The organism is Rhizobium sp. CG4 (genome assembly GCF_023701965.1).
GTDB lineage: Bacteria > Pseudomonadota > Alphaproteobacteria > Rhizobiales > Rhizobiaceae > Agrobacterium.
On record NZ_JABAEG010000013.1, the window covers coordinates 83,761 to 108,560 of the forward strand.

General features: G+C 56.6%; 21 protein-coding genes. 15 read left to right on the plus strand and 6 right to left on the minus strand.

The genetic code is table 11. From position 1 onward, the window contains the following. Positions 1-47: 47 nt before the first annotated feature. The gene (locus HGO37_RS25405) at positions 48-188 is read right to left on the minus strand and encodes a DUF1127 domain-containing protein (protein ID WP_192490258.1); all 141 of its coding nucleotides are present in this window, start codon (positions 186-188) and stop codon (positions 48-50) included. Between the two features lie 647 nt (positions 189-835). Between HGO37_RS25405 and HGO37_RS25410 the strand changes: the two genes are divergently transcribed. The 10 genes from HGO37_RS25410 to HGO37_RS25455 all read left to right on the plus strand — a co-directional run bounded on the left by HGO37_RS25410 (position 836) and on the right by HGO37_RS25455 (position 13,533). Next, a complete protein-coding gene (locus tag HGO37_RS25410) occupies positions 836-1,819 on the plus strand; it encodes a substrate-binding domain-containing protein (protein ID WP_441296700.1) in 984 nt (327 codons plus the stop codon). A 76-nt stretch (positions 1,820-1,895) separates the two neighbouring features. Next, positions 1,896-3,416: a sugar ABC transporter ATP-binding protein gene (locus tag HGO37_RS25415; RefSeq protein ID WP_250985807.1), complete on the plus strand. Its 1,521-nt coding sequence runs from the start codon at positions 1,896-1,898 to the stop codon at positions 3,414-3,416. A 14-nt stretch (positions 3,417-3,430) separates the two neighbouring features. Next, on the plus strand, positions 3,431-4,432 hold the full coding sequence (locus HGO37_RS25420; RefSeq protein WP_250985808.1) for an ABC transporter permease: 1,002 nt from the start codon (positions 3,431-3,433) through the stop codon (positions 4,430-4,432). Between the two features lie 32 nt (positions 4,433-4,464). After that, positions 4,465-5,442, plus strand: coding sequence for a sugar-binding transcriptional regulator (locus HGO37_RS25425; RefSeq protein ID WP_250985809.1), 978 nt, complete (start codon positions 4,465-4,467; stop codon positions 5,440-5,442). After that, the gene (locus HGO37_RS25430) at positions 5,435-6,433 is read left to right on the plus strand and encodes an aldo/keto reductase (protein ID WP_250985810.1); all 999 of its coding nucleotides are present in this window, start codon (positions 5,435-5,437) and stop codon (positions 6,431-6,433) included. Before HGO37_RS25425 ends, HGO37_RS25430 begins: the two co-directional genes overlap by 8 nt. Positions 6,434-6,594: 161 nt before the next feature. Beyond that, on the plus strand, positions 6,595-8,322 hold the full coding sequence (locus HGO37_RS25435) for a glycerol-3-phosphate dehydrogenase/oxidase (RefSeq protein ID WP_250985811.1): 1,728 nt from the start codon (positions 6,595-6,597) through the stop codon (positions 8,320-8,322). After that, on the plus strand, positions 8,322-9,164 hold the full coding sequence (locus HGO37_RS25440) for a class I fructose-bisphosphate aldolase (protein ID WP_250985851.1): 843 nt from the start codon (positions 8,322-8,324) through the stop codon (positions 9,162-9,164). Before HGO37_RS25435 ends, HGO37_RS25440 begins: the two co-directional genes overlap by 1 nt. A gap of 13 nt (positions 9,165-9,177) precedes the next feature. Continuing rightward, positions 9,178-10,650: an FGGY-family carbohydrate kinase gene (locus HGO37_RS25445; RefSeq protein ID WP_285201283.1), complete on the plus strand. Its 1,473-nt coding sequence runs from the start codon at positions 9,178-9,180 to the stop codon at positions 10,648-10,650. Positions 10,651-10,707: 57 nt separating this feature from the next. After that, positions 10,708-12,327, plus strand: a complete 1,620-nt coding sequence (locus tag HGO37_RS25450; RefSeq protein WP_250985813.1) for a GMC family oxidoreductase — start codon at positions 10,708-10,710, stop codon at positions 12,325-12,327. A 582-nt stretch (positions 12,328-12,909) separates the two neighbouring features. Next, positions 12,910-13,533 carry an outer membrane protein gene (locus tag HGO37_RS25455; protein ID WP_192490268.1) on the plus strand — a complete coding sequence of 208 codons (624 nt, stop codon included), beginning with the start codon at positions 12,910-12,912 and terminating at the stop codon, positions 13,531-13,533. A 751-nt stretch (positions 13,534-14,284) separates the two neighbouring features. Here the strand turns inward: HGO37_RS25455 and HGO37_RS25460 are convergent. The 4 genes from HGO37_RS25460 to HGO37_RS25475 form a co-directional block, all read right to left on the minus strand. Continuing rightward, complete coding sequence (locus HGO37_RS25460; protein WP_250985814.1) at positions 14,285-15,130, minus strand: transporter substrate-binding domain-containing protein; 846 nt, start codon at positions 15,128-15,130, stop codon at positions 14,285-14,287. A 235-nt stretch (positions 15,131-15,365) separates the two neighbouring features. After that, positions 15,366-16,205, minus strand: coding sequence for a polysaccharide deacetylase family protein (locus HGO37_RS25465; RefSeq protein WP_250985852.1), 840 nt, complete (start codon positions 16,203-16,205; stop codon positions 15,366-15,368). 59 nt (positions 16,206-16,264) lie between these two features. Further along, the gene (locus tag HGO37_RS25470) at positions 16,265-17,032 is read right to left on the minus strand and encodes an SDR family NAD(P)-dependent oxidoreductase (protein WP_250985815.1); all 768 of its coding nucleotides are present in this window, start codon (positions 17,030-17,032) and stop codon (positions 16,265-16,267) included. Position 17,033: 1 nt separating this feature from the next. Further along, positions 17,034-17,825: an IclR family transcriptional regulator gene (locus HGO37_RS25475; RefSeq protein ID WP_250985816.1), complete on the minus strand. Its 792-nt coding sequence runs from the start codon at positions 17,823-17,825 to the stop codon at positions 17,034-17,036. Between the two features lie 82 nt (positions 17,826-17,907). Between HGO37_RS25475 and HGO37_RS25480 the strand changes: the two genes are divergently transcribed. The 5 genes from HGO37_RS25480 to HGO37_RS25500 all read left to right on the plus strand — a co-directional run bounded on the left by HGO37_RS25480 (position 17,908) and on the right by HGO37_RS25500 (position 22,509). After that, complete coding sequence (locus HGO37_RS25480) at positions 17,908-18,657, plus strand: SDR family NAD(P)-dependent oxidoreductase (RefSeq protein WP_192490272.1); 750 nt, start codon at positions 17,908-17,910, stop codon at positions 18,655-18,657. Positions 18,658-18,697: 40 nt separating this feature from the next. Next, entirely contained in the window at positions 18,698-19,414 is a 717-nt protein-coding gene (locus HGO37_RS25485) for an ABC transporter permease (RefSeq protein WP_250985853.1), read from the plus strand. After that, positions 19,414-20,133, plus strand: coding sequence for an ABC transporter permease (locus HGO37_RS25490; protein WP_250985817.1), 720 nt, complete (start codon positions 19,414-19,416; stop codon positions 20,131-20,133). The genes HGO37_RS25485 and HGO37_RS25490 overlap by 1 nt, the downstream gene beginning before the upstream one ends. After that, positions 20,130-20,924 (plus strand): ABC transporter ATP-binding protein, encoded by a 795-nt coding sequence (locus HGO37_RS25495; protein WP_250985818.1) that lies wholly within the window; start codon positions 20,130-20,132, stop codon positions 20,922-20,924. Before HGO37_RS25490 ends, HGO37_RS25495 begins: the two co-directional genes overlap by 4 nt. A 550-nt stretch (positions 20,925-21,474) precedes the next feature. Next, positions 21,475-22,509 carry a porin gene (locus HGO37_RS25500; protein WP_192490275.1) on the plus strand — a complete coding sequence of 345 codons (1,035 nt, stop codon included), beginning with the start codon at positions 21,475-21,477 and terminating at the stop codon, positions 22,507-22,509. Positions 22,510-22,984: 475 nt separating this feature from the next. On the opposite strand, the gene HGO37_RS25505 is transcribed toward HGO37_RS25500, so the two are convergent. Further along, complete coding sequence (locus HGO37_RS25505) at positions 22,985-24,163, minus strand: GGDEF domain-containing protein (protein WP_250985819.1); 1,179 nt, start codon at positions 24,161-24,163, stop codon at positions 22,985-22,987. Between the last annotated feature and the right edge of the window lie 637 nt (positions 24,164-24,800).

Consider the following 24,800-nt stretch of genomic DNA (forward strand, 5'->3'; position numbering starts at 1 on the left):
ACTTTTGCAACCTGATGTAACATTCGTCAGTTTGCATATTTTGAAGTTCAACGACGACCTTCTACAGCCGCGAGAATGTTCGAACGCGATACACCAAGATCTTCCAATGTGCGATCGTCAAGCGACGACAGTTCGCGGAATGCGCGGCGATTTTGAACCATTTTCTTAAGCTTCTCACGAAATTTCATGATCGTTCTCCAGTAACACTGTTGCCTGTAAAATAAGCAAACTGAAGGGAGGATAGTAGGCATCTGCTTGCACGGGAGGCATGCAAATCTTGGCGAGCTTCCGCCACCTTCATCTCGCGGATTGCTGACTTTGTCGCGAAAGGCGATCGTAGGAATGTGGGAAATGTCAGCAAACGACACGCTCGTTGGCTTATATGAGCACGCCGCCGAGCGGTTACTTCAACGTTGTGGTACACGGCAGGAAGCCATCCACGCAATTGTAGCAAGCGCCTCTTCATCTTCGAATGCCTCCAGCAACAGAAAGCTTACAGGTTGTCCGGTGGAACGGAGAATGTCGAAGCTGACATTACGTGGCTCCCGTCAAGTTTTGCGCTGCAGAGCAAGCAATGCGTCGGACGGTGTTTCGGTCTGGGACGGCGTACAGCTGATGCGCATGCGGACCGAGATTCATTTGCTTTTTATCTTAATCATTCCCCGATGTGAAATAAATTGCACAGATAGAAATATTATGCAGAGCCATTGACGCGAGCTGGGCCGTAGGTTAGTTATCCCTTCGTGCAATAAATTTCTCATAGAGATTTTTATTTCATTGACCGAATTATCTCTGGGAGGGGAAAATGCTGAAGTCTTTGAAAGCCGCGACCGCTATGGCTCTGATTGCTGCAGTTGTTGCTGGCTGGTCTGTTAAGTCTGCCAATGCTGAGGGAAAGTTTGCCTGCGAGCCAGGTGAAACCTATGCGATGAACGTGATGGTCTCGAGCCATCCTTATTGGGTGCCAGTCTTCGAAGGCTTCAAGCAGGCCGCCAAGTCTCTTGGCTGCGAGGCTGTTTTCACCGGCACGCCGGAATATGACATCACCAAGCAGATCGCCTCCTTCGAGCAGGAGGTGGTCAAGAAGCCGAAGGGCATCCTGCTGCACCCGATGCAGGCCGACCCATTCATCGAGCCGATCAACAAGGCAATCGAGTCCGGTATTTCCATCACAACCTTCGCCGCAGACTCTCCGAAATCCAAGCGCACGGCTTACATCACCTCCGATAACGTCGCTGAGGCCAAGTTTGCCGCGGACGAAATCGTCAAGGTGCTGGGTGAGAAGGGTGAATATGCCGTCCTCGAAAATCCCGGCCAGAGCAACCATGACCTGCGCGTCACCGCACTTGTCGATTACATGGGCACCACTCATCCTGGCATGAAGCTCGTTGCCCGCCAGGCGACGAACCAAGATTCCAACGCGGCCTATCAGGCGGTTTCCGCCATGCTGCAGGCCAATCCGAACCTCGGCGCTCTCTGGATTCCTGAAGCGGGTTCTGCCGAAGGTGCAGTTGCTGCCGTCCTTGCCGCCAAGAAGAAGGTCCTTATTCTGCACGCGGATATCACGCCCGCAACGCTTGAGCAGATCAAGCAGGGAAACATCCATATGGCGATCAACCCTAACCAGGGCATTCAGGGCTTCATGGGGTTTATCAATACCTTCCTCGGCGCGCATCCCGATCTAAGCGATCCGTTCAACGACTATAAGGTCTCCGGTTTCAATCCGATGCAGATCCCGTCAATGGACAATGGTTTTGCTGTGATCACCAAGGACAACGCCGACTCCTTCGACCTCAACACCTACATGAAGGGTCGCTGAGCGACGTCCCTAGAGATCTCCGGCGGTGCGGCTTGCACTGCCGGGGGCATCAACAATGATTGATCGGGAGGGTGTCATGGCAGAGGTCGTACTCAGCATGACGAATATTCACAAGTCATTCGGGCCTGTCCGGGCCTTGCGGGGCGCCGAGCTTGAATTGCGCCGCGGCGAGATCCACGCTTTGGCGGGTGAAAATGGTGCCGGCAAGTCGACCCTGATGCATATCATCGACGGCATTCTGCAGCCGGACAGCGGTGAAATCCGTCTGGACGGTGCGCCAGTTCGCATATCCTCACCCAATGCCGCCAATCGCCTCGGTATTGGTTTCGTCCATCAGGAGATTGCACTCTGCCCGGAAATCTCGGTCGCAGAAAACATGTTCATGGCGGAAACAGGTCGTAGCCGCACGCTATTGATGGACTATCGTTCGCTTTGCGTGCGTGCCGAAAACATCCTGACGGAACTTGGCGATATCGATCCGAGGTGCCGTGCCGGCGATCTCTCGATCTCGCAGCAGCAGATCGTCGAAATCGCCAAGGCGCTGACGCTCGATTGCCGCATTCTCATCCTTGACGAACCAACCGCCGCCTTGACCGAGTCCGAGGCGCAGACACTGTTCAAGATCATGCATCGCCTCGCTGAGCGCGGCATTGCGATTATCTATATTTCCCATCGTATGGCGGAAATCTTCCAGCATTGCGACCGGATCACCATCATGCGCGATGGCTGCCATATCAAGACGGCGGATATTGCTTCGGTCAACCCGCAAGATGTTGTCAACAGCATGGTCGGGCGCGTGCTCGACAAGCTCTATCCGCCAAAACAGGCACCGAATGCAAAGTCCGACGAGGTGATCCTGTCGGTGCGCGGACTTAACGAGGGGCGTCGCGTCCGCGATGTCAACTTCGATCTGCATAACGGTGAAATTCTTGGGCTGGCGGGCCTGATCGGGGCAGGGCGCAGCGAGATCGTGCGCGCCATCTGTCGGCTGGAAGGCAAGCCGGAGGGCGAGGTGAGACTCAGAGGTCGAAAGCTTTCGTTATGCGACTATCGCGACAGCATTCGCGAGGGGCTGGTTTACGTTTCGGAAGACCGCAAGGGAGACGGTCTGTTTCTCAACATGTCGATTGCTGCCAATGTTTCGGCTCTCGATGTCGGACGCGTCTCGAACGGGTTGGGCCTTATCAGCCGACGGAAAGAGGCTGCGCGTGCGAGCTACTTCGGCGACCGGCTGAAGTTGCGCTCCAATGGTGTCGGTGAGGCGGTCAATACGCTGAGCGGCGGCAACCAGCAAAAAGTGGCCTTGGCGAAAATGCTGTCGGTCGAGCCGCAGGTTGTTTTTCTCGACGAGCCGACGCGCGGTGTCGATGTCGGCGCCAAGGCGGAAATCCATCGACAGATCCGCGATCTCGCCAATGAGGGTGTCGGTGTGGTGGTCATATCGTCCGAACTCCCCGAGCTCATCGGTGTGAGCGACCGAATTCTCGTGGTGCGGGAAGGGCGGATCACCGGCGAGGTCACCGGTGCGGACATGACGGAAGAACAGATCATGCATCTCGCATCGATCAGCAGTCAATCGCAGCTCTGCGAAGCGTGAGGGGAATAGCAGACATGGCAACGATCGATACACAGCATCACGCACCGACGGCGGCAGAAGCCCGTGTGCGGTGGTGGACGCCCGCGATCAAGGCGCGCGAGACAGGCCTTATCGTCATCATCCTGGCGCTCTTTACCGTGATGTCCTTCATCTCGCCCTACTTCCTGACGGTCGACAACCTTCGAGCTATGGCCATGGCCTTCGCGGTGGAAAGCATCGTCGTCGTCGGCATGACGATCCTGTTGATTTCCGGCGGCATCGACCTGTCGGTCGGTTCGGTCACGGCACTTGCCATGGTGGTTGCCGGTTGGCTGTTCCTGAACGGTGTAGACCCCTGGGCCGCCGCCGCTCTCGCAATTCTGGCCACCACCTGTATCGGTATGGCCATGGGCTTTCTGACGACGGTCGTTGGACTGCACCACTTCATCGTCTCGCTTGGCGTGATGGTCATTGCTCGAGGCGTGTGCCTGCTTGCGACGGGTGGCCGGCCACTTAGCCTCTTTTCTCTGCCGCCGGAATTCAAGTTCATCGGCCAAGGTTCGGTCTATGGCGTTCCGCTCGTGCTCATCATCTTCGTGCTGGTCGTCGTTGCCTTCGATCTGATGCTGCGCCGCACGACGGCCTTCCGTAAAGTCTTCTACGTCGGCAGCAACCCGAAAGCCGCCGCCTATTCTGGCATCCGGGTCGGCCGCGTCGTCTTCGCCACGACCACGCTTTGCTCAATGCTTTGCGGCGTGGCAGGGGTGATCTACATGGCCCGCTTCGGCTCGGCTCAACCAAGCTTCGGTGTCGGCATGGAACTTAACGTGATCGCTGCTGCAGTCATCGGTGGGGCAAGCCTTTCGGGCGGATCTGGTACGATCCTCGGCGCAATTCTCGGTGCCGTTCTGCTTTCGGTTGTTTCAAGCTCGCTCGCCTTGCTCAACGTTTCCGTTTACTGGCAGGACATTATTCGGGGTAGCATCTTGCTCGCCGCCGTGCTCTTCGACCATTACCTGGTCAAGCGCCGCCGCTAAAGTGCCGACGATCAAGAAGGAGACGATACATCATGGTGGACTACAGGGATGAATTCGATCAGCAGCGCCAGATGTATTCCGTTCTCGTTCTGCATTTTATCGAGGGTGTGAAACAGTCTGAGATCGCTGAAAAGCTCAATCTGTCTCACACGAAAGTCAACAGAATGATTGCCGCTGGCCGCAAGGCGGGCATGGTCAAGATCAGCATCTCAAGCCCCTACCAGCGGCTCGTCGATCTGGAAAATAACGTCGTCGGACGGTTCGGTCTCAAGCAGGCCATGGTGACGCCGACCGTTTCGGACAATCCCGAGACAACCTTGCAGATGGTCGGACGCGTTGCTGCGAACCATCTGCTTGAAACGATCCGTGACGGCGATGTCATCGCCATCACCGGCGGCAAGGCAGTGAGCGCAGTCGTCGAAAGTCTGGAGGCGGAGCGGCGCTTTGACGTGCGGGTGGTGCCGCTGACAGGGGGAGTGCAGGGGAAGCACTATACCGACGTCAACCATCTCGCCACCCAGTTGGCGGAAAAGCTCGGCGGCACAGCACAGCTGGTTCATGCCCCTCTGTTCGTCGAGGACGCGCAGCAACGTGACGTGCTGATGAATGTCGCCTCGATCCGCGACGTGTTCGATTTGGCGCGTCAGGCAACGGTAGCGCTGGTCGGCATCGGATCTGTCCAGGCTCCGGGCTCTGGCTACTACGATCTCTTACCGGATCCGGCCCGAGGCAGCCAGGCGCTGATGGATGCAGGTATTGCAGGCGAGTTCCTGGCGCACCTGATCCGCGCGGATGGTTCGCTTGCCGACAGTGACTTGAACTCGCGGGTCGTGGCTCTCGATCCGCAGCAACTGGCCAATTGCCCTTCGGTCATCGGGGTTGCTGCGGGTGAATTGAAGGCGGGCCCGGTGTCCGCAGCGCTTGCGGGGCGGTTCCTGACTTCGCTGGTTGTCGATGAGGAAATCGCCAAGGCGCTTGAAACTTTTGGGAAGGATAACACGAATGAATGACGCACCTGTCTTGAAGCGGCCCATCGGAAAAAGCGGCATCGAAGCGTCTGCTGTCGGGCTTGGTACCTGGGCGATCGGCGGCTGGATGTGGGGTGGCACCGACGAGACGACATCGATCGATGCGATCCGGGCCTCCATCGACGCTGGCATTTCTCTCATAGACACGGCGCCCGCCTACGGCATGGGTCTTGCAGAGGCGATCGTCGGCAAAGCCATTGCTGGCCAGCGCGACAAGGTGGTGCTCGTGACCAAATGCGGCCTGGTCTGGAATGTGGCGGAAGGTGCCTATTTCTTTCACCAGGATGGCAAGCCCGTGCACCGCTATCTTGGTCCGCACTCCATTCGCTACGAGATCGAACATAGCCTCAAACGGCTCGGCACCGACTACATCGATCACTACGTCACCCATTGGCAGGATGCCACGACACCGATCGCAGACACAGTCGGTGAACTGGCGAGGCTGAAGGAGGAGGGCAAGATCCGATCGATTGGCGCAAGCAACGTTTCGAAGGAAGACCTAGCCGCCTACATCGCTACCGGTGCGCTCGATGCCATCCAGGAAGAATACTCGATGGTCAAGCGCGACATCGAAACCAGTTTCGTGCCGACTTGCCGTGCCAATGACGTCTCCATCCTCAGCTACTCGTCGCTGGCGCTTGGTCTTCTCTCTGGCAAGATGGGGCCGGACAGGGTCTTCACCGGTGATGACCAAAGGAAAGACAATCCGCGCTTCAGTCCCGGCAATCGCCAGAAAGTGGCGCGCCTTATGGAGGTTGTCACTCCGGTGGCGGATCGTCATCAGGCAACCATCGCGCAGGTGGTGATTGCCTGGACGCTGGCCCAGCCTGGGATCACTTTTTCCCTGTGCGGGGCTCGTGATCCCAAACAAGCCATCGAGAATGCTGGAGCGGCGCGCTTGCGCCTGACAGCGCACGAGGTGTCGATCATATCTGATGGCATTGCAGAGCATCTGGTCGACCAGGACCGTTAGAGCATTTCCTGAACGCTTACTCGGCTTTGCGCCAGGAAATGTGTAAAAACAAATAGTTAGAGCAGAGCAGGTGAACTCATGTTCCCCGGAGGTGCTCTAAGTCTTAAACACCGCAACACCAGATTGGGACGTTGGCTTGAAAACCAGCGAACGGTATTTCCATGTCCAATTTCCGCGAGGATGCGCTCAGACGAATTCGACAAGATGCCGATTTCGATGTCGTCGTTGTGGGTGGCGGGATCAATGGTATCGGTGCATACCGCGATCTGTCTTTGCAGGGCCTGAGAGTGCTTCTTGTGGAGCGCAATGATTTTGCTTCCGGATGCAGTGCAGCGCCGTCCCGCATGATCCACGGCGGTCTCCGCTATCTGGAAAATGGCGAGTTCGGCCTTGTGCGGGAATCGCTGATGGAGCGGGATACACTGCTGCGCCTGGCGCCGCATTTGGTTCATCCCTTGCCCACGACGATCCCAATTCATTCGATCTTTGGCGGCCTTTTTAATGCTGCGGCGACGTTCTTTGGCTCATCGGGCAAGCCTGCAAGCCGTGGGGCGGTGGCGATCAAGATTGGGCTTGCGCTTTATGACTTCGTCACTCGCAAGAACCGTCTCCTGCCACGGCACGAGTTTCACAACAATCGCACCACCAGATCGCGCTGGCCAGAACTGGATGAGCGCGTGCGCTTCTCGGCAACCTATTTCGACGCCTGGATCCGCCAGCCCGAGCGGCTGGCATTGGAACTGGTGCTGGATACGCGTCGCGACGCGCCGCAGGCAATCGCCCTGAACTATGCGCAGTTGAACCGAAGCGGCGACGCTTATCATCTCCTGGCGGAAGAGGCGGATGAACCACTGGTGATCCGCACAGGGATGATCGTCAATGCAACGGGGGCCTGGATCGACGAGACGATCGGCGCTCTTGGCAATGCCGCGAAAACCAGTGAGCCGAGCGTTACCGGCACCAAGGGCTCCCATATCATCCTTGCCAATCAGGCGCTCTATGAGGCGTTGAACGGGCACATGGTCTTCTTTGAGAATGTCGACAATCGGGTCTGTATTCTCTTTCCCTATCTCGGACGCGTGCTTGCCGGATCGACTGATATCAAGGTGAACACGCCTGGCCGGACACGCTGCGAACCGGAAGAGCGCGACTACATCCTTGATGCGGTGCGCACCGTTTTTCCGAACGTCAATGTTGCGGCATCGGATATCGTCTTCAGCTATAGCGGTATTCGCCCTCTGCCGCGCAGCGAAGCGGAGTTCACAGGAAAGATTTCGCGCAGCCACCTGATCCATCGCGTCGATTCCAACCCGCCGCAATTGTGCATGGTCGGCGGCAAGTGGACGACCTTCCGCGCATTTGGTGAGCAGCTTACCGACGAGGTGTTGGCTGGAATAGGACGGTCGCGCGTCACCTCCACTGACAATCGCCCGATTGGCGGCGGCATGAACCACCCGGGTAACGCGGATCTCTTGTCCCAACAGCTCTCCCGTGAGTTCGCCATCGGCAAGGCGCGTGCCGATCATCTGGCGACCACCTATGGCTCGCGGGCCTTCGAATTGATGAACTTCTGCCGATCGCGCTCCGACGATGTCTCGTTCTCTGCCGCGACGGCCATGACGCTCGCCGAGATCGCCTGGCTTATCCAGGCAGAGGATGTGCGGCACCTGTCCGATCTGGTGCTGCGACGCACTAGCCTCGCCATTACCGGCGAGCTTGATCTCGACATCCTCGACACGCTGCTTGCCGTCGCGTCGCGCGAACTCGGCTGGACAGCTGATAACGCATTCGCCGAACGGCGACAGGTGATCGACGAACTTCAGGCCTATTACGGCGTGTCGATCGAAATGCTTCAGGATAGATGTAAAGCAAAGGACAAGGCATCATGATACGCGTTTCCCGCAAGGCAAGAATGAACAGGCTGTTTCGTCAAGGCGGCTGCCTCGATGTCGCACTCGATCACGGGGTCTGCAACGAGCCGAGCTTTCTCGTCGGTCTGGAAGATATGGCCGGAGTTGTCGGCAAACTCATTGAAGCCGGACCAGATGCCATTCAGATGGCCTATGGTCAGGCCGACCTGCTGCAATCCAGACCGGAGCGCGACAAGCCGGCACTCGTGATGCGCATTGATATGGGCAATCCTTACAATTCCACGCGCCACCGCAGCATGTGGTCGCAACTGCAAAATCACGAAGAGCCGATCATTGGCGCGCTGGAAATGGATGCGGCCTGCGTTGTCGTCAACCTGTTCATGCTGCCGGACGAACCGGAACTGTTTCGCCAATGCGTCGAAAACATCAGCCGCGTGCGCGCAGATTGCCATCGCTACGGCATGCCCCTGATGATCGAGCCGCTGGTGATGCTGCCCAATGATGTCCGTGGCGGTTATCAGGTGGATGGAGATGCCGAAAAGATCGTAACCCTGGTGCGCCTGGCATCAGAAATGGGCGCCGATATCATCAAGGCCGATCCGACGACGGACCCTGCGGATTTCCACAAGGTGATCGAAGCAGCCCGTTGCCCGGTTCTGGTGCGGGGCGGCGGGAAGGAGGATTTGCGTACCGTGCTGGCAAAATCTGCTGCTATCATGGAGCAGGGCGCAAACGGTATGGTCTATGGCCGCAATATCTATCAACATGATAATCCGAAGGCCGTCGTAAAGGCGCTGATGGCTATCATTCATCAGCGTGCCGGTGGCGAAGAAGCGTGGGATATCTACAACCGTGGCTGAAACAAATTACGTTCTGGGCGTCGATGTGGGCAACACGGTTATCAAGGCTGTGCTGTTCGACACAAAAGGGCATCAGGTTGCGCAATGCGCGCTCGACGGAAAATCGAGCCTCCCGGAACCTGGGCATGTCGAACGCGATCTATCCGAGCTCTGGGAGAATGGCTGCAGGGCTATCCGCGAGGTGATTTCAAGCTCCGGGGTCGATCCCAGCCGGATCCTCGGTATCGGCTGCGCCGGCCATGGCAACGGGCTTTATCTGCTCGATAAGGAGATGCGCCCGTTGAAGGGCATCCAGTCTCTCGACAGCCGCGCCTGTGATATTGCCACCGAACTCGACCATGAAAATGGCGCGGCTCTTCAGGCACGGTGCTTGCAACGGCCCTGGCCATCGCAAACGCCGACACTTCTTGCTTGGGTAAAACGTCACGAAGCAGCGCTTTACGCCCGGATCGGCGCCGTACTGTTCTGCAAGGACTACATCAACTTCTGCCTGACGGACCGTCTGACCAACGACATTTCCGACCTGAGTGGAGCCGGACTTCTCGCCATGCCGGAAAGCGTGCTCGACGAAGCTTTGCTGAGCCTCTACCATTTGGAGGATGCGCTTTCCTTCTTTCCTGATCGTGTTGAATCGGCGGAGATCACTGGACGTGTGAGCGCCAAGGCGGCACAGGCCACCGGACTTGCTGAAGGAACACCCGTCATCGGTGGTTTCTTCGATGTGGTGTCGAGCGCGCTGGGCTCCGGCATCATTCACGCAGGCGAGGCCTCGGTGGTGGCCGGAACCTGGAGTATCAACCAGGTCTTTGCCGATAAGCCGGTTATCAGTGACGATGTCTTCATGGTGACAGTCTTCGGCAAGGATCGGTATGTCAACATCGAGTCCAGCGCCACCTCTGCTGCCAATCTTGAATGGTATGTTCACCGCATGCGCGGCGACCATGGTAACCAGGCCTTCGAGCGCTGCAATCAGGAAGTCGGCAAAGTCGTGCCACGCGCCGACGATCCGTTCTTCCATCCCTTCATTTTCGGCTCGCGTTTAGGGGCGGAGTTTCGCGGTGGCTTCTATGGGCTGGCGGGCTGGCACGGTGAAGGGCATATGCTGAGGGCGCTGTTCGAAGGCGTATGTTTCGAGCATCGCCGCCATATCGAGGTACTGGAAAATGCCGGACTGTCTGTCAGTAGGGCTGTCATGTCGGGCGGTGGCTCGCGAAGCCCACACTGGCCGCAAATGATGGCGGATGTTCTGGAAATCCCTCTGACCGTGGCAGAGGCGAGGGAGACGGGAGCGTTGGGGGCTGCGATTGGCGTGACGGTCGCCGTTGGCCATTATCCGTCTTACGAAGATGCCGTTCAGGCAATGACACGGGTCGCCCGCGACTTTCGCCCTGAAGCCAAGCGGTTCGAGCATTTTCGCAGACGCTATGCCATCTACGCGGCGCTCACAGACCAGATGCGGAATTTCTGGAACGCTTTGAAAAATTAGGGTGAGTTAGTTCGCAAGGACGTAACGCGACTACCGTTGTCAATGAGGACAGGAACCATGGAAGCGACAGGCCTGGATGGCCAATATGACTATGTGATCGTCGGGGCAGGGACGGCAGGCTGTGTGTTGGCCGCCCGCCTTACGGAAGATCCAACCGTGCGTGTCCTGCTACTGGAAGCCGGGGGCTCCGATCGGTATCATTGGGTGCAGATCCCCGTGGGCTATCTCTATTGCATCGGGAACCCACGGACCGATTGGATGATGCGCACAGCTGCCGAGGCAGGCCTCAATGGGCGCAGTCTCGCTTACCCGCGCGGCAAGGTGCTGGGTGGCTGCACGTCGGTCAACGGCATGATCTATATGCGTGGTCAAGCGGCCGATTATGATGGCTGGCGCGAACTCGGCAATGACGGTTGGGGGTGGTCGGATGTGCTGCCCTATTTCAAACGCTCCGAAGATTTCCATGGTCCGCAAGGCGACATGCATTCGACCGGTGGACCTTGGAAGGTCAGTCGCCAGCGGCTGAAGTGGAAGATCCTCGAGGCGGTGCAGACGGGTGCCCGCGAACTCGGCATTGAGCCTCGTGCGGACTTCAACGATGGCGACAATGAAGGATCGGGTTTCTTCGACGTGAACCAGTATAAGGGCGTGCGCTGGAACACGGCGCGCGGCTTCTTGCGACCCGCTCTGAAGCGCCCAAACCTGCGCCTCATCAAACATGCGCTGGTGGAGCGGTTGACGATGGAGGGAAGCCGCGTCACCGGTGTCGAGTATCGCACATCCGAAGGCTCATTTCATGCGAAAGCCAGCGGTGAAGTGATCCTGTCGGCCGGCGCCATCAACTCACCGAAGCTGCTGGAATTGTCCGGCATCGGTGATCCCGGCCGTCTCGGATCGCTTGGCATCAAGGTCAATCTGGCGAAATCCACTGTCGGTGAAAATCTGCAGGACCATTTGCAAATCCGGACCGTCTTTAAAGTCAAGGACACCATCACACTCAACCAGCTTGCCAACTCCTGGCGGGGCAAGATCAGGATCGCAGCGGAATATGCGCTGATGCGCTCCGGACCGATGTCGATGGCACCGAGCCAATTTGGCATGTTCACGCGATCCACTCCTGGCGCAAACCGTCCTGATATAGAGTACCACGTCCAGCCGCTCTCCACCGACAAGCTCGGCGATCCGCTGCATCCGTTCCCGGCCATTACCGTTTCGGTCTGCCAATTGCGCCCGAGCAGTGTGGGCACATGCCACATCAGCTCGACCGATCCGCACCAGCAACCGGAAATCCGGCCAAACTATCTGTCGACCGACCATGACCGCTCTGTTGCTATCGCAGCGATCCGTCAGGCCCGGCAAGTAATGGCGGCCAACGCATTGCGCCCCTACCAGCCCGAGGAGATTCTTCCCGGCCGCCAGTTCGAAAGTGATGACGCGCTCCTGGAAAAAGCAGGCGACATTGCCACTACCATCTTCCACCCGGTCGGCACATGCCGCATGGGAGTGGACGCCGACGCGGTCGTTGACCCGGCGTTGCGGGCAAAAGGCATTCAAGGATTGCGTATTGTCGATGCCTCTATCATGCCGCGTATCATTTCCGGCAACACCGCATCGCCAGTGGTGATGATTGCCGAAAAGGCAGCGGATATGATCCGGATGGACCGCAGGGGCGCCTAGAGTGGGCTCAAGAATAACATGCGCTCATAAGGTCGTCCCAAGACGGTGCCAGGCAATACCGGCCCTGGTGTTGGCACGTTGTTTGAACATTGCGCGATGAAGTTGGTCAGAGCGCCGCAATAGTGCCAATGGAGTACGATGATAGAAGGGCCGCCGGTTATTGCCGCGGGAAACCCGATTGTCATACCACCTGCAGACGAAAGTCTATGGATCGTGTTTCGAGACGTCGCGATCACGTAATTTTAGCGCAACGCTCACGAAAAAATGTTCTCTGTTTGGAAATCGAAGGATGGCGATCCCTGGATCTATTGCAAGCATTTGATTCCGTTGTCTCTCGCGTTCTGCCCCCCTACACTATTGCGGTGTGAGCCACCGTATAAGCCGACCAATTGAACACTTCATCTCGGCACCTCGCCTCTCTCGGTTAACAGGCTGTTAATGTTTTAATGAAAATGAAAGGCATACCGGTGCGGGTGTGCTTACGGTCAGCGACTGAGCTGTTCCGATTTGAACTCACCCGTGGCGAAAGCCGATGTTTCGCCTGCGCATTCACCATCTGCGGGCTGTGTATGGAGTAAAGTCATGATCAAGAAGTACATCGCATCAGTGCTTGCAGCCGCTGTCATTTCCGGTCCTGCTTTCGCAGCCGACCTCACCAATTCCTATGAAGCACCGTCGTACAACGAGCCGGCATCCCAGTCTTCCGGCTGGACCGGTGGTTATGTCGGTCTTCATGCCGGTACGGCTTCGCGCCATGGCAATCCTTTCTCCGGCGACCGTGAATTCATGGGTGGCATCCAGGGTGGCTACAACATGGAAACGAACGGTTTCGTCGTCGGCGGCGAAGGGGAACTGTCACACCTGGGCGACACCAAGGTGCTCGTACCAGGCGGCAATCTGGAAGAGCGCTACCGCGTCTCTGCCAAGGCCAAGGCAGGCATGCCTCTTGGCGATACACTGGTCTACGGCACGGCAGGCGCCACGATTACCAGCATGCGCGACGGTACGGCGCAGGGTCCCGACGGCTGGAAGCCCGGCTGGTTGGTCGGCGCTGGCGTTGAACACAAGTTCAACCAGCAGATTTCCGGCAAAGTAGAATACAACTACGCGCGCACTGGCGATGTGCGCAGCAGCACCGGTGGCCCGCTTAGCGAAACGACCGTAAGCGATCACACAGTCAAGGCTGGCGTGAACTACCACTTCTAAAATCTACACTCGTATGGGGCAGGAGCAGCGCTGTGTGCCCCATATGACGACAATAGGTGCTGAAATGTTGATCCCGTATGGGAGTGCAATATTTACCACCTGTCGATGATCACCCTTGGCCAGCCTGTCGCTGGCCGGGGTAATAGAGGGTGAGTCCAGTGCGGGTGAAACCGCGCACGTCGTGGCTAGACAATAGAGCGAACAGTTCTGCACCCGTATCACCCCAGCTACAAAACGTAGATGCCACACTTATCATTAAGCCACCGTGGTGGCATTGCGTTCCCTTGCCATAGCGAGGAGATAGCAGCGTTCCGGTCGCTACGACAATGACGAGTTCCTCAACACGACCGGTCCAAAGTCGTCTTCGCAGGCGAATGTTATCTAGGAGGTTGTGCAGGCCGAATTTGCCGGCTCCCATGATCTCGGCTCCGATGTTATCGAAGTAGGCCCAAGCTGAAGAGGATATCTGCGACAACGCACGGTCGATCAGATGGACGTGCGAGCCATGATATTCGGCCCGGAAGTGGATGAGATGGAAGACGCGAGATCATAACTAGTGACGTCGTTGGCGTCTTCGTTCGCTTTGATGCCGTCAATGCGTTGAGAGTGCCGAGTTAAAGATCCGCGTTAGCGGAAGTCTGGAGCTCTAGAAAGGGTCAAGAGCCGAAGTTTTCATTGTGAAAAGGTTCTGATTGAACAACCCCGCTGTCTCGCGGGGTCGATATGATGCGCTAAAGTTAACTGCTTTGAATTAACCCTTCGGGCTGAGATCCGCCTTAAACCATTTCGTCGAAAGTTCGGCGAGCGTGCCATCCTTGGCCATTTCGCCAAGTGCCTTGTCGAGGATGGCCTTAAGTTCCGGTTCTTCCTTGCGCAGGCCGATGCAAACATTGGTCGCCTGAATGCCGCCGACAAGCAGTGGACCGCTGGTTGCCAGCGTACCTTTGCTGGCCTCTGCGCGGTCGCGGGCAAACACGACATTGTCGAACTGCCCGTCAAGGCGGCCGCCTTCGATGTCAAGTTGCACCTGCTCGGAGGACTTGTAAGTCTTGATTTCGACGACGTCTCCGAAGTTCTGCTCAACAAATTTCAACTGGCTGGTGGAAAGAGAGGCACCAAGTGTCATGCCCTTTAGCGCATCCTTGATTTCGGCAATCGCCTTTTTGCCTTCGTCGGTGTCGGTGTTGAGATGCTCGCCGGTGTGCGGCAGCTTCGTCAGCGGACCATCTGCGGCAACCAGGAACGTGTTGGGCGTGATGACGTAAGGGTCAGAGAAGTCGATGACCTTGCGGCGCTCCTCGTTCGGACCCATGGTCAAGACGGCGTCAAACTTGCCGGCAAGAAGCGACGGAATCTGGCTATCCCAGTCCTGTGCAACAATATTGCATTCGAGTTGAGCGCGCTTGCAAACCTCTTTGATTACATCGAGGTCGAGGCCCTGGAGTTCACCGCTGGCGGTGGTGGAGTTAAAGGGCGGAAATGCACCTTCGACACCAATGGTGACCTGCTTCCAGTCTTTGGCGAGTGCCGTGCTGCCGAAAAGCATCGAAAATGCGCAGAGCGCGGTGGCTGTTGCGAGAGCGGATTTCTTGAACATGGTTCCCTCATTTTTATTGGTTGGGTAGCGGAGACCGACATCCGGCACCTGGATTAGGTGATGCCGGGCCTGACTAACAATCAGTTTGTACCTGCGCGTTGTCCCTGAAAAGAGAAATGGCGTTCATGTATGTGAATTAAGTTCAGAAAAACAACTAATGTTTCGATGCAAAACGAAAACACCCGGCGCAGCTGAATGCGCCGGGTCGGGGCGTTTGGTAAAACGCGGCCTACCCTTATGGGCAGGAGGATTTTGCGTATGTCACAACATCCGCATGCGTTGCAAACCAGACATCCTGGCGCGTCTGGATGTGCCCGATCAGCTCCCTCAAAATCCACAGCCGGCTGCGATGTCCTATGATGTCGGGATGCATGGTCAACTGGAAAAGGCCACCTTCATCATAGGCCTCGTCAAATTCCCGCATGAATATTTTCAGAATATCGTGCGGTGCGATCTGGGGACGAAGTCCGCCCCAGCGATCCATGACCAGATAGGCGGCGTCATCGCGGATCCACTCGACAGGTAGTTCGATGACGCCTGATGGTGCGCCGTCAAGCAGCAGCTCATAGCAGTCCACGTCCGCCATCAACGAAGAGTCATAAAGCAGACCCATCTCGGCCGTTATCTTCAATGTGTTTTCGCTGAAATCCCATGACGGCGTACGAATGCCGACAGGGCGGCTGCCAGTGATCTTTTCTAAAGTATCGGCAGCGCGATACTGCAAATCTCTTTCCGTCGTTTCATCCAGCAGCGTGTTGCGTTCGTGGATCCAGCCATGCAGGCCGATTTCGTGTCCTTCGGCAATCACAGCGCGCTGTTCGTCCGGATAGTGCAGGGCGGTGATGGCTGGCACAAAAAAGGTTGCCGGGATGGCCTTTTCTGCCAGTAGCCGACGGATACGCGGTATACCTTGCCGGGGACCGAAATGACCCTGCGACAGGGCGGATATCGACTTGCCGCCATCGCGCAGTTCGAACGTATCGTGGTCGGAATCAAACGAAAGCGCGACGGCACATTTCGCATCATTTGGCCAGGTTGTCGGTTTGAGACTACGCCCGGCGCGAGCACGGTTCATCAAACCCTGAAGCCGGTCTTCAGGCCAGGTCCATGTGGGAAGTACTGTGTTTTCGGTGCTCACGAGGCCGGTCCTCCGCTGACTGAAAGGGTCTGGCCGGTAATCCAGCTGGCAAAGGGTGAGGCAAGGAAGAGGACGGCGTTTGAGATGTCGTCCGGCTGACCGATACGACGCAGTGGGATCTGGTCGAGCATGGCCTGCTGGCCGTCATCGCCATATGACGCCCATTGGCGTTCGTAGTCCGGGCTGGTGCGCAGGAAGCCGGGCGCAACCGCATTGACGTTGATACCGAAGGGGCCAAGCTCATGGGCAAGCTGCCGGGCTAGACTGATGAGGGCCGCCTTGGCACTGGCATAGGCCTGAATGCCAGTGAGGCTGACACCGAGCCCAGCACCACTCGAAATGAACACCATCTTGCCAGCGCCCTGCGCCTTCATGGCGGGAACGACGGCGCGTGCGACCAGGAACGCGCCGCGTACGTTGACGTTGTAGATGCTGTCCCAGTCCGCTGCGAGGACGGTCTCGACCGGCTGACGTTTCTGCCCCAATACGCCGCCTGCGACATGAACGAAGATGTCGAATTCACCGCCTTGTTCGGCTACCACTTCTGAAATGCTATCCTCATCTGTCACGTCCAGCCTGGCAGTGATGATTGAGCCTCCGCGTTTGGCGATCGAGCTGTTGCGCAGGGGTTCCAATTCGGCCAGATTGACATCCGTTGCCACGACTGCGGCACCATCGGCTGCAAAGGCTTCGCAGATGGCGCGTCCTATACCGCGGGCAGCACCCGTGACGAGCACGCGCTTACCTTCAAATTGAATATCCATGTCACTGATTTTCCGTGTTTGGGCTCTTGTAGCCGAGCCGGGAGCTGAGTTCGTCCGCATTGCGGATGACGGCGGCGATCATTCTGTCACGGCTTGCATCGAAGCGCGCCGTGACAGTGGCGATGTTGAGAGCAGCGATGACCTCACCCGTTGCGTCGCGAACTGGTGCGGCAACGCCGGATCCGCCCGCAACGGCCTCCTGGTCGCTGATTGCATATCCGTTTTGACGGGCTGTTTCGATAATCCTGCGGATTTGCACACGGTCGATGACGGTGTGATCCGTAATCTGCACGATGCGTTCGCGGGCTAGATAGGCTGCCGTTTTTTCCGGTTTCCAATAACCGAGCAGAACACGGCCCATCGCGGTGCAGAAGGAGGCATCTGACCCGGTCAGGTCAGAATCAAACCGCACCAGTTGGTGGCTGACGCTTTTGGCGAGAAGCTTGATGCGACCATCGCGGCGACGTGCGCCAAGAAAGACTGTTTCTCCCTCGGCATCGCGCAGGGCATCCATGATCGGCTGTGCCGTCGCGATCAACTGCGCATCACGCCCGCTTGACCAGCCGGGTCCGTTACGGAAGGCCTCGTGGATACGATAGGCCTCGGACTCGTCCCGCGTGACGTAAGCGCGGGACACCAGGGTCGCTAGCAAATTGAAGGTGCTGCTCTTGGGGTATCCCAGTTCCGAGACAATCATCTTCAGGGTCAGGGGTTTCTGTGCGCGGGCAAGAAGCTCCAGAACTTCCAGAACACGAACGGCGGACTTCACTTCAGAGTCAGTATTGTTGTTCATATATGTGAACCAAATTCTCATTGAAGAATATTGTTGCAGCCATACCATGTGTGGGAAATTTTGAAAAGGAGTAGTTTGAGACATGAGTGCACATGAGAAGGTCGCAATCGTCACTGGCGGTGCGCGCGGAATCGGCAAGGCGTGTGCCATGGATCTTGCACGAGCGGGATACACGCTGGTTCTCGTTGATCTCCTGGAAAAAGAACTTGCCGAGACAGCAGCATTGATTTCGGCGGAAGGTCGCAAGGTCCTGACATTCGTTGCCGACGTTTCGAGCCATCAGCGTGCGGGCGAGGTTGTTGCGCAGACCATCGAGGCTTTCGGCCGGATTGACTTTCTCCTCAATAATGCTGGCCGTTCGGCGCCAGTGGGTATCCTTGATATCTCCGAGGATGAGTTCGACCGGGCCATCGCGATCAACCTGAAGAGCTGCTTCAACTATATCCAGCACACTGCGCCACACATGTTGAAGCAGGGCGGGGGTCGCATCGTCTCCATGTCGTCCCTCAATGCACTATCGGGTGGTGTCACTGCGGCCGTCAGCCGTTTTGCCTATGCTGCCGCAAAGGCCGGCATTCTCGGTATGACACGTGCACTGGCCAAGGAACTTGGGCCCGTGATCGCGATCAACGCTATATGCCCGGGTGTCATTCGCACCGAGATCGACACCAACGTCACTGACCGTGCCGATGAGGTGATCAAGGGCATTGCACTCGGTCGGCTTGGCTGTGCCGATGACGTCGCGCGGCTGGTAACATTCCTCGCAACCTCCGAACCGTGCTTCATGACTGGCCAAACGCTAACAGTCGACGGTTTCCAGTTCAACGTTTGAGCCGCTGCCGGAACGATTTTAGAAGGACAGGGCAGAGATGATGGAGCTATTGCAACTGGTGAGTTTCGGTCCCGATGGATGGGGCCCAGCCTTGCTCACAGCCGCTCTCATGACTGTCGCGGTGGCGGGATGTGGCTTCCTAATCGGTGTTATCATTGGTGCCTTCATCGCCTGGGGCAAGCTGGCTGGTAATTTGCCGGTCCGCTTGTCTGCCGATGCCTACACCACTGTCCTGCGCGGCATTCCCGACCTCTTGGTGATTTACCTTTTCTACTTCGGCGGTAGCATGGCCGTGACCGGGCTCTTCAACCTCTGGGGCGAGACCGGCTTTGTCGGCGTGCCACCTTTTGCTGCCGGTGCAACGGCCATCGGTGTCGTTTCCGGTGCTTATCAGGCAGAGGTGTTCCGTGGGGCGTTCCGCGTGCTCGCAAAGGGCGAGATCGAGGCAGGCAAAGCGGCGGGCATGAGCCCTATTTTGCTGTTCCGTCGTATCATTGCACCTCAGGTTTTTCGCCATGCACTGCCAGGTATCGGCAATATCTGGCAAATGGCCCTGAAGGAATCTGCACTGATTTCCGTCACGGGTCTGGTCGAATTGCTTCGCCAGTCTCAAATCGCCGCTGGATCTACCCGCAAGCCGTTTGAGTTCTATCTCATCGCGGGGGCGATTTTCCTTGTCATCACCTGGGTGTCGCAACGGGTGTTTTCATGGCTTGAGAGACGGGCGCGCCGCCGCATGGCCGGAGGGCTTGCCTGATGGATCCGCGCTTCGTCTACGACAGCTTCGTCCAGCTTATTGCCGGTGTGCCCCTGACGCTCGAGCTAACCGTTTTTGCTTTCAGTCTGGGCTTGCTGCTGGCAGTGCTGATTTCACTGATGCAAATTTCCAGCTTCTGGATATTGCGTGCTCCGGCCAGTGTTTATGTCTTTGCCATTCGTGGCACCCCGCTGCTCGTCCAGATCTTCCTGATCTATTATGGTCTCGGCCAGTTCCGGCCGACCTTGCAAAGCTTTGGGCTCTGGCAGTTCTTCCGCGAAGCCTATTGGTGCGGCATTCTTGCGCTGGCGCTCAACAGCGCTGCCTATGGAAGCGAAGTACTGCGTGGCGGCCTGATGTCAGTCTCCAAACGCGAAATTGAGGCAGGTCGTGCTTGCGGCATGTCCGGCCTGTTACTCTACCGTCGTATCATCCTGCCACTGGCACTGCGTCAAGCGTTGCCGGCTTATGGAAACGAACTGATCCTGATGGTCAAGGCGACCTCGCTCGTCTCAATCATCACCATGATGGAAGTCACTGGCATCGCGGCGCGACTGATCTCCGAGACTTACCGTCCGGTGGAAGTGTTTATTGCTGCAGGGACAATATATCTGATCATCAATTTCCTCCTGACGCGCGCAATCTCGATTTTGGATTGGTGGTTGACACCCCATCTGCGCAGCATTCCGACAACCGGCAAAATGGAGCACGCCCAATGACTGAAGAGGCAGCCATGCAACCCGTTATCTCTCTGCGCAGCCTGCGCAAAAGCTTCGGGACGCTCGAAGTCCTCAAAGGCATCTCGCTGGATGCCCGTAAAGGCGAGGTCATCGCGATCCTTGGTTCTTCGGGTTCCGGCAAGAGTACGATGCTGCGTTGCATCAACATGCTGGAAATTCCGACAGCTGGTGAGGTCGTGGTGACAGGGGAAGCCGTCAAGCTCAAACAGCAGGGTAACGGTCTTGCCATTGCCGATGGTCGGCAGATCGATGGTATTCGTGCACGCGCCGCTATGGTCTTTCAGAGCTTCAATTTATGGTCTCACATGACCATTCTTGAGAATCTCATCGAGGCACCGGTCCACGTCCAGGGGCGCCCGCGCGCAGAATGTGTTGTTGAAGCTCGTGCCCTTCTGGAAAAGGTCGGGATTGCCGACAAAAGCGATGCCTATCCTGGTCATCTTTCCGGTGGGCAGCAGCAACGTGCTGCGATTGCCCGGGCGCTCGCCATGCATCCCCAGGTCATGTTGTTCGACGAGCCGACTTCGGCACTGGATCCCGAACGCGTGGGCGAGGTTCTGGCCGTAATGCGTGCGCTTGCCAAAGAAGGAAGGACCATGTTGCTAGTGACGCATGAAATCGCTTTCGCACGCGATGTGGCAACACGTATTGTCTTCCTCCACGAGGGCGTCATTGAGGAGGACGGTCCGACTGAAGAGGTGTTTCGTAATCCTAAATCAGAGCGGTTCCGAAAGTTCATTTCCAACACGCAGCACGCTCTCTTGGAGTAACGTGCCGAGAAGATGACGCAATCAGCTGGATCGAAAGATAAGTCAAATTTACCGGCTTGATGGCTTCTCGATGGTCCGCATCTCTTCTCAGATTTCTCCTTAACGACAAGCTTTAAAAGCTCGGGAGGACCTGATGTTTGAATTGAAATACAATCTATGATTGTTGTCGTCAGGCTAAATTTGTAGACGCTCAGTTTTCACGGAAGAGGCGTGTCGGCCTCTTTGTCTGATGCTTTCATTCCGAAAAAAATGGCATATTTTTGCCGTAATTCGACCAGATTTCTAACACAATTCGTTGTTTTTCAGATGGATATCGAAATAAGTGACGATTGATGCCGCTTCATTACTTTTGTGTGTATTTTGCAACGTCTCGGCGGGAAGCGTCCAAAAACTTGCACTAATTGAGGCGACGTGATTGCAACCGTGGGTGCGTCGCGTATTTTAACGATCAAGAAGCGGGCTTCGTCTGTTTTTATTTAACTGGTTTAGGTTTTGAGATGATTTTCTCAAATCTAACCGATAGCAATCTAATCCTTCACTGGAGGTCATTATGAACATCAAGAGCCTTCTCATCGGCTCCGCTGCAGCACTCGCAGCAGTTTCTGGCGCACATGCCGCTGACGCTATCGTCGCTGCCGAGCCAGAGCCTCTGGAATACGTACGCGTTTGCGACGCTTTTGGTGCTGGCTACTTCTACATCCCAGGCACTGAAACCTGCCTGCGCATTGGTGGCGAAGTTCGTGCGACCGTCGCATTCGGCGAGGACATTGGTGGTCTGGCTCCAGGCGGTCGTTCGTCTGACTGGAACTCCCAGGTTCGTGCTCGCGTGTTCTTCGACACGAAGACCGACTCAGAACTCGGCACCATCGGCACCTACATTCGTTTGGAGGGTGACTACCGTCCTCGCGATGGAAACGCTTCCTCGTCTCTCGAGCTTGAGCAGGCCTGGGTCAGCATCGGCGGCCTGACTGCAGGTAAAGTTCTGACCTGGTGGGATGACATCGGCATTTACGGTGAGCTTGACGCGTTTGAAGCTGCAACAAACTTCAACACTGTCAGCTACCTCTACGACGCAGGTACATTCCGCATTGGTGTTGGCATCAACGATCTGTCTGGCGAATACTCCGACCGTGCAGGTTCCGAATTTGGTCTGCAGGGTTACGCACAGGTTGATTTCGGTTCCGCAAACGCTGCACTGCGCGGTGTTTACGACAACGAAGCTGAAGAAGGCGCCATCTACGCAACGCTCGTTGCTCCGATCGGCCCAGGCACTCTGGAACTCGGCGCAGGCTGGTCTTCGGGTGACAACGTTTACGTCGACCGTTTTGACTCTGACTTCGCCGCCACTTCCTACGAGTGGACCGTTTCCGGTTCGTACGCTCTGAAGGCAACAGAGAAGCTGACAATCGCTCCTTCCCTTGCTTACTGGAGCACGCAGGACAACAACGACATCTGGGGTGTTGGTGTATTGGCTGAATACCAGCTTGCAACGGGCCTTAAGGTTGGTGCGACTGTTGACTACGTTAGCCCAGACGTTGGCGACGACAACACTTCTGGCTTCTTGCGCCTGACACGTTCGTTCTAATCTGACGAAAAGTCGATTAATGAAAGCCCGGCAGAGATGCCGGGCTTTTTCTTTGCGCATAATTTGCGTGAATGAACCTTGTTCCGCAGTTGACGCGTCGTGAATAACTCGATTTTCTCAGCGGAGTCGTCTGGAGACGGTCGATCGCCTTTTCTACGACGGCAGCCCCGACAACGCCCTGATTTCCTTGGCTAGGTGTGCTACCAGGGCACATCTTTGGTTTGCGAGGCCAGGACCTAATCGTTTGCCTCGGCTAACCGAGGTAAATCATGGTGGCGATATCGCTTATGTCCGCAGTGGCTGATGGGCTCTTCCTGCCAATGGACCTTGCGTTTCTTGCGTGTATGGTGTCGTCGCCAGGCCCGAGGCCGATCAAGCACGAAGGGTCGAGTTAGTTGTCGAACTGCTTCGGCTGTAATCGACGATGAGAGCGGTGTGACGCCCTTGTACTTGGTTCACTTGATGAACAGTTCGCCTACGATACGGTTCGAGCGGCACCAATCGATACAGCGTGCAGGTGGCTTGCAAGCTCGATCCGGTTACGGCCCGCGCGTTTGGCGATATAGAGTGCCTTGTCTGCCGCACTCAGCATAGCGTCGAAATCCATCGGGACAGAACATCCCAAGGCGATCCCGGCGCTGACCGTGGACGTGAAGGTGTCGCCTTCCACATGGATTTTGTGATCTTCGAAGGCTTTGCGAATGCTCTCTGCCACCATCTCGGCACGATTCGGCATGACGTCGGTCAGAATCAGTGCGAATTCCTCGCCACCAAGACGCGCAGCAGTGTCGCCGGGTCCACAATTAGCCGCAAGCTCAGCAGCAAAAATCTTCAACACCCGGTCGCCGGCAGCGTGCCCGAAAGTGTCGTTGATGGATTTGAAATGATCGAGGTCGAAGACCAATACTGCCGTTTCCGGCCCGATCAAACGCTGACCGTAGCGCTCGAATAGCGCACGGCGATTTAGGAGGCCGGTTAGTGGATCTGTGATGGCTTCCAGAAGGTGACGTGCGGCGAGCCGCCATTGGTGAAGGGCCAGTGAAAGGGCGCCGATGCCGGTCATGCCGGCGATGCAGACAGCGATGTTGAGATCCTCGGCCCAATTGTTTGGCGCAACTCCCAGTACGGTCTTTCCGTCGGCAACTAGAACGGCGGCGCAGACAACAAAGGATGTTGCCGCCAGGCAATAGAGGATGGAAATACCGATGAGAGGAACAAGTGCTTCCCTGCGGGCGCGCCAATATTGCGAGGCAGTCGCGAAGAGCATTGCGGCAATCGCCGTATTTTGAGCGATAAATGCGATCCCGTCATAACCGATCAGCAACGGAGGGATGGAGACAAGCATTGCTGTCAAAGCCCAGGCAATTGTCACTCGCAGCGGCAAGATGTTGCTGCGAAATTGGCAGCCCGCTCCCCAGATAATTGCGAAACCTGCATGAAGAAGTATGAACGACACAACGCCAAACGACACAGCAGGATCGTCTACATAGAAACCGTAGGTCACAATGCCGCCAACGATAAGCACCAGCCCTAGCGTACAGCTGAGTAGAAAGGTCTCGGAGCGGCGTGCGAACCAACTGCCAAGCAGGGTCACACCAAGACACGTCGTTGAGACGGCAAGCGCAATCAAAAGTGAACTGTAATCAACGATCATGCCCATAAAACCATGGCAGCCACCGCCTTTCATATCGGTAGAAGCCTATGGGGTTTCCATGACCAATCTCTTACTGGCGCTGCTAAAAACTCACCCATCGGCTCACGCTGCTGGATCATTGCATCTCGTTCGACTTATCGGTGAGCACAGATCTGTAAGGCAAAGGCGCCAGAGCCTGCGCCTCAACCGTTCCGGTTCTGTCGCAATCGATCATGCCAGCCAAATGCACCAGTTAGCAGAAAGACCTTATCTGAGGATGATGTTATATGGTTGCTTGCTTTCCGAATGGCGCCGCTGCTTCTTCTTCTGGAAATCCGTGACTTCGCGGCAAAACCAGGAGCAAAAATATTGGCCGTGGCAGAAGTTGGTGGCACCCGCATCGACCCCACGCCCGATCATCAAATCCTGGTGTCTCGCGGAGACCGAGGTTAATCGCAGTTGCTTGTCGTGCCCATGACAATTGCCAATACTGTGATACTCGATCTGGCATCGATAGATGACGGTAAATCGATAAAATCGCTGAGTGATTTTAAATCATCCAGAGCGTCATCGCGTTTGACGGTGAGCTGACGGGGCTTCGGGTCAACACCCTACAAAGCCAGCAGAAATAATCACCAATGTGCGTGTTTTGTCGATA

Coding starts and splice junctions, on each gene's coding strand:
- HGO37_RS25405 (WP_192490258.1), bottom strand. CDS start 188: ATGAAATTTCGTGAGAAGCTTAAGAAAATGGTTCAAAATCGCCGCGCA.
- HGO37_RS25410 (WP_441296700.1), top strand. CDS start 836: ATGGCTCTGATTGCTGCAGTTGTTGCTGGCTGGTCTGTTAAGTCTGCC.
- HGO37_RS25415 (WP_250985807.1), top strand. CDS start 1,896: ATGGCAGAGGTCGTACTCAGCATGACGAATATTCACAAGTCATTCGGG.
- HGO37_RS25420 (WP_250985808.1), top strand. CDS start 3,431: ATGGCAACGATCGATACACAGCATCACGCACCGACGGCGGCAGAAGCC.
- HGO37_RS25425 (WP_250985809.1), top strand. CDS start 4,465: ATGGTGGACTACAGGGATGAATTCGATCAGCAGCGCCAGATGTATTCC.
- HGO37_RS25430 (WP_250985810.1), top strand. CDS start 5,435: ATGAATGACGCACCTGTCTTGAAGCGGCCCATCGGAAAAAGCGGCATC.
- HGO37_RS25435 (WP_250985811.1), top strand. CDS start 6,595: ATGTCCAATTTCCGCGAGGATGCGCTCAGACGAATTCGACAAGATGCC.
- HGO37_RS25450 (WP_250985813.1), top strand. CDS start 10,708: ATGGAAGCGACAGGCCTGGATGGCCAATATGACTATGTGATCGTCGGG.
- HGO37_RS25455 (WP_192490268.1), top strand. CDS start 12,910: ATGATCAAGAAGTACATCGCATCAGTGCTTGCAGCCGCTGTCATTTCC.
- HGO37_RS25460 (WP_250985814.1), bottom strand. CDS start 15,130: ATGTTCAAGAAATCCGCTCTCGCAACAGCCACCGCGCTCTGCGCATTT.
- HGO37_RS25465 (WP_250985852.1), bottom strand. CDS start 16,205: ATGAACCGTGCTCGCGCCGGGCGTAGTCTCAAACCGACAACCTGGCCA.
- HGO37_RS25470 (WP_250985815.1), bottom strand. CDS start 17,032: ATGGATATTCAATTTGAAGGTAAGCGCGTGCTCGTCACGGGTGCTGCC.
- HGO37_RS25475 (WP_250985816.1), bottom strand. CDS start 17,825: ATGAACAACAATACTGACTCTGAAGTGAAGTCCGCCGTTCGTGTTCTG.
- HGO37_RS25480 (WP_192490272.1), top strand. CDS start 17,908: ATGAGTGCACATGAGAAGGTCGCAATCGTCACTGGCGGTGCGCGCGGA.
- HGO37_RS25485 (WP_250985853.1), top strand. CDS start 18,698: ATGGAGCTATTGCAACTGGTGAGTTTCGGTCCCGATGGATGGGGCCCA.
- HGO37_RS25490 (WP_250985817.1), top strand. CDS start 19,414: ATGGATCCGCGCTTCGTCTACGACAGCTTCGTCCAGCTTATTGCCGGT.
- HGO37_RS25495 (WP_250985818.1), top strand. CDS start 20,130: ATGACTGAAGAGGCAGCCATGCAACCCGTTATCTCTCTGCGCAGCCTG.
- HGO37_RS25500 (WP_192490275.1), top strand. CDS start 21,475: ATGAACATCAAGAGCCTTCTCATCGGCTCCGCTGCAGCACTCGCAGCA.
- HGO37_RS25505 (WP_250985819.1), bottom strand. CDS start 24,163: ATGATCGTTGATTACAGTTCACTTTTGATTGCGCTTGCCGTCTCAACG.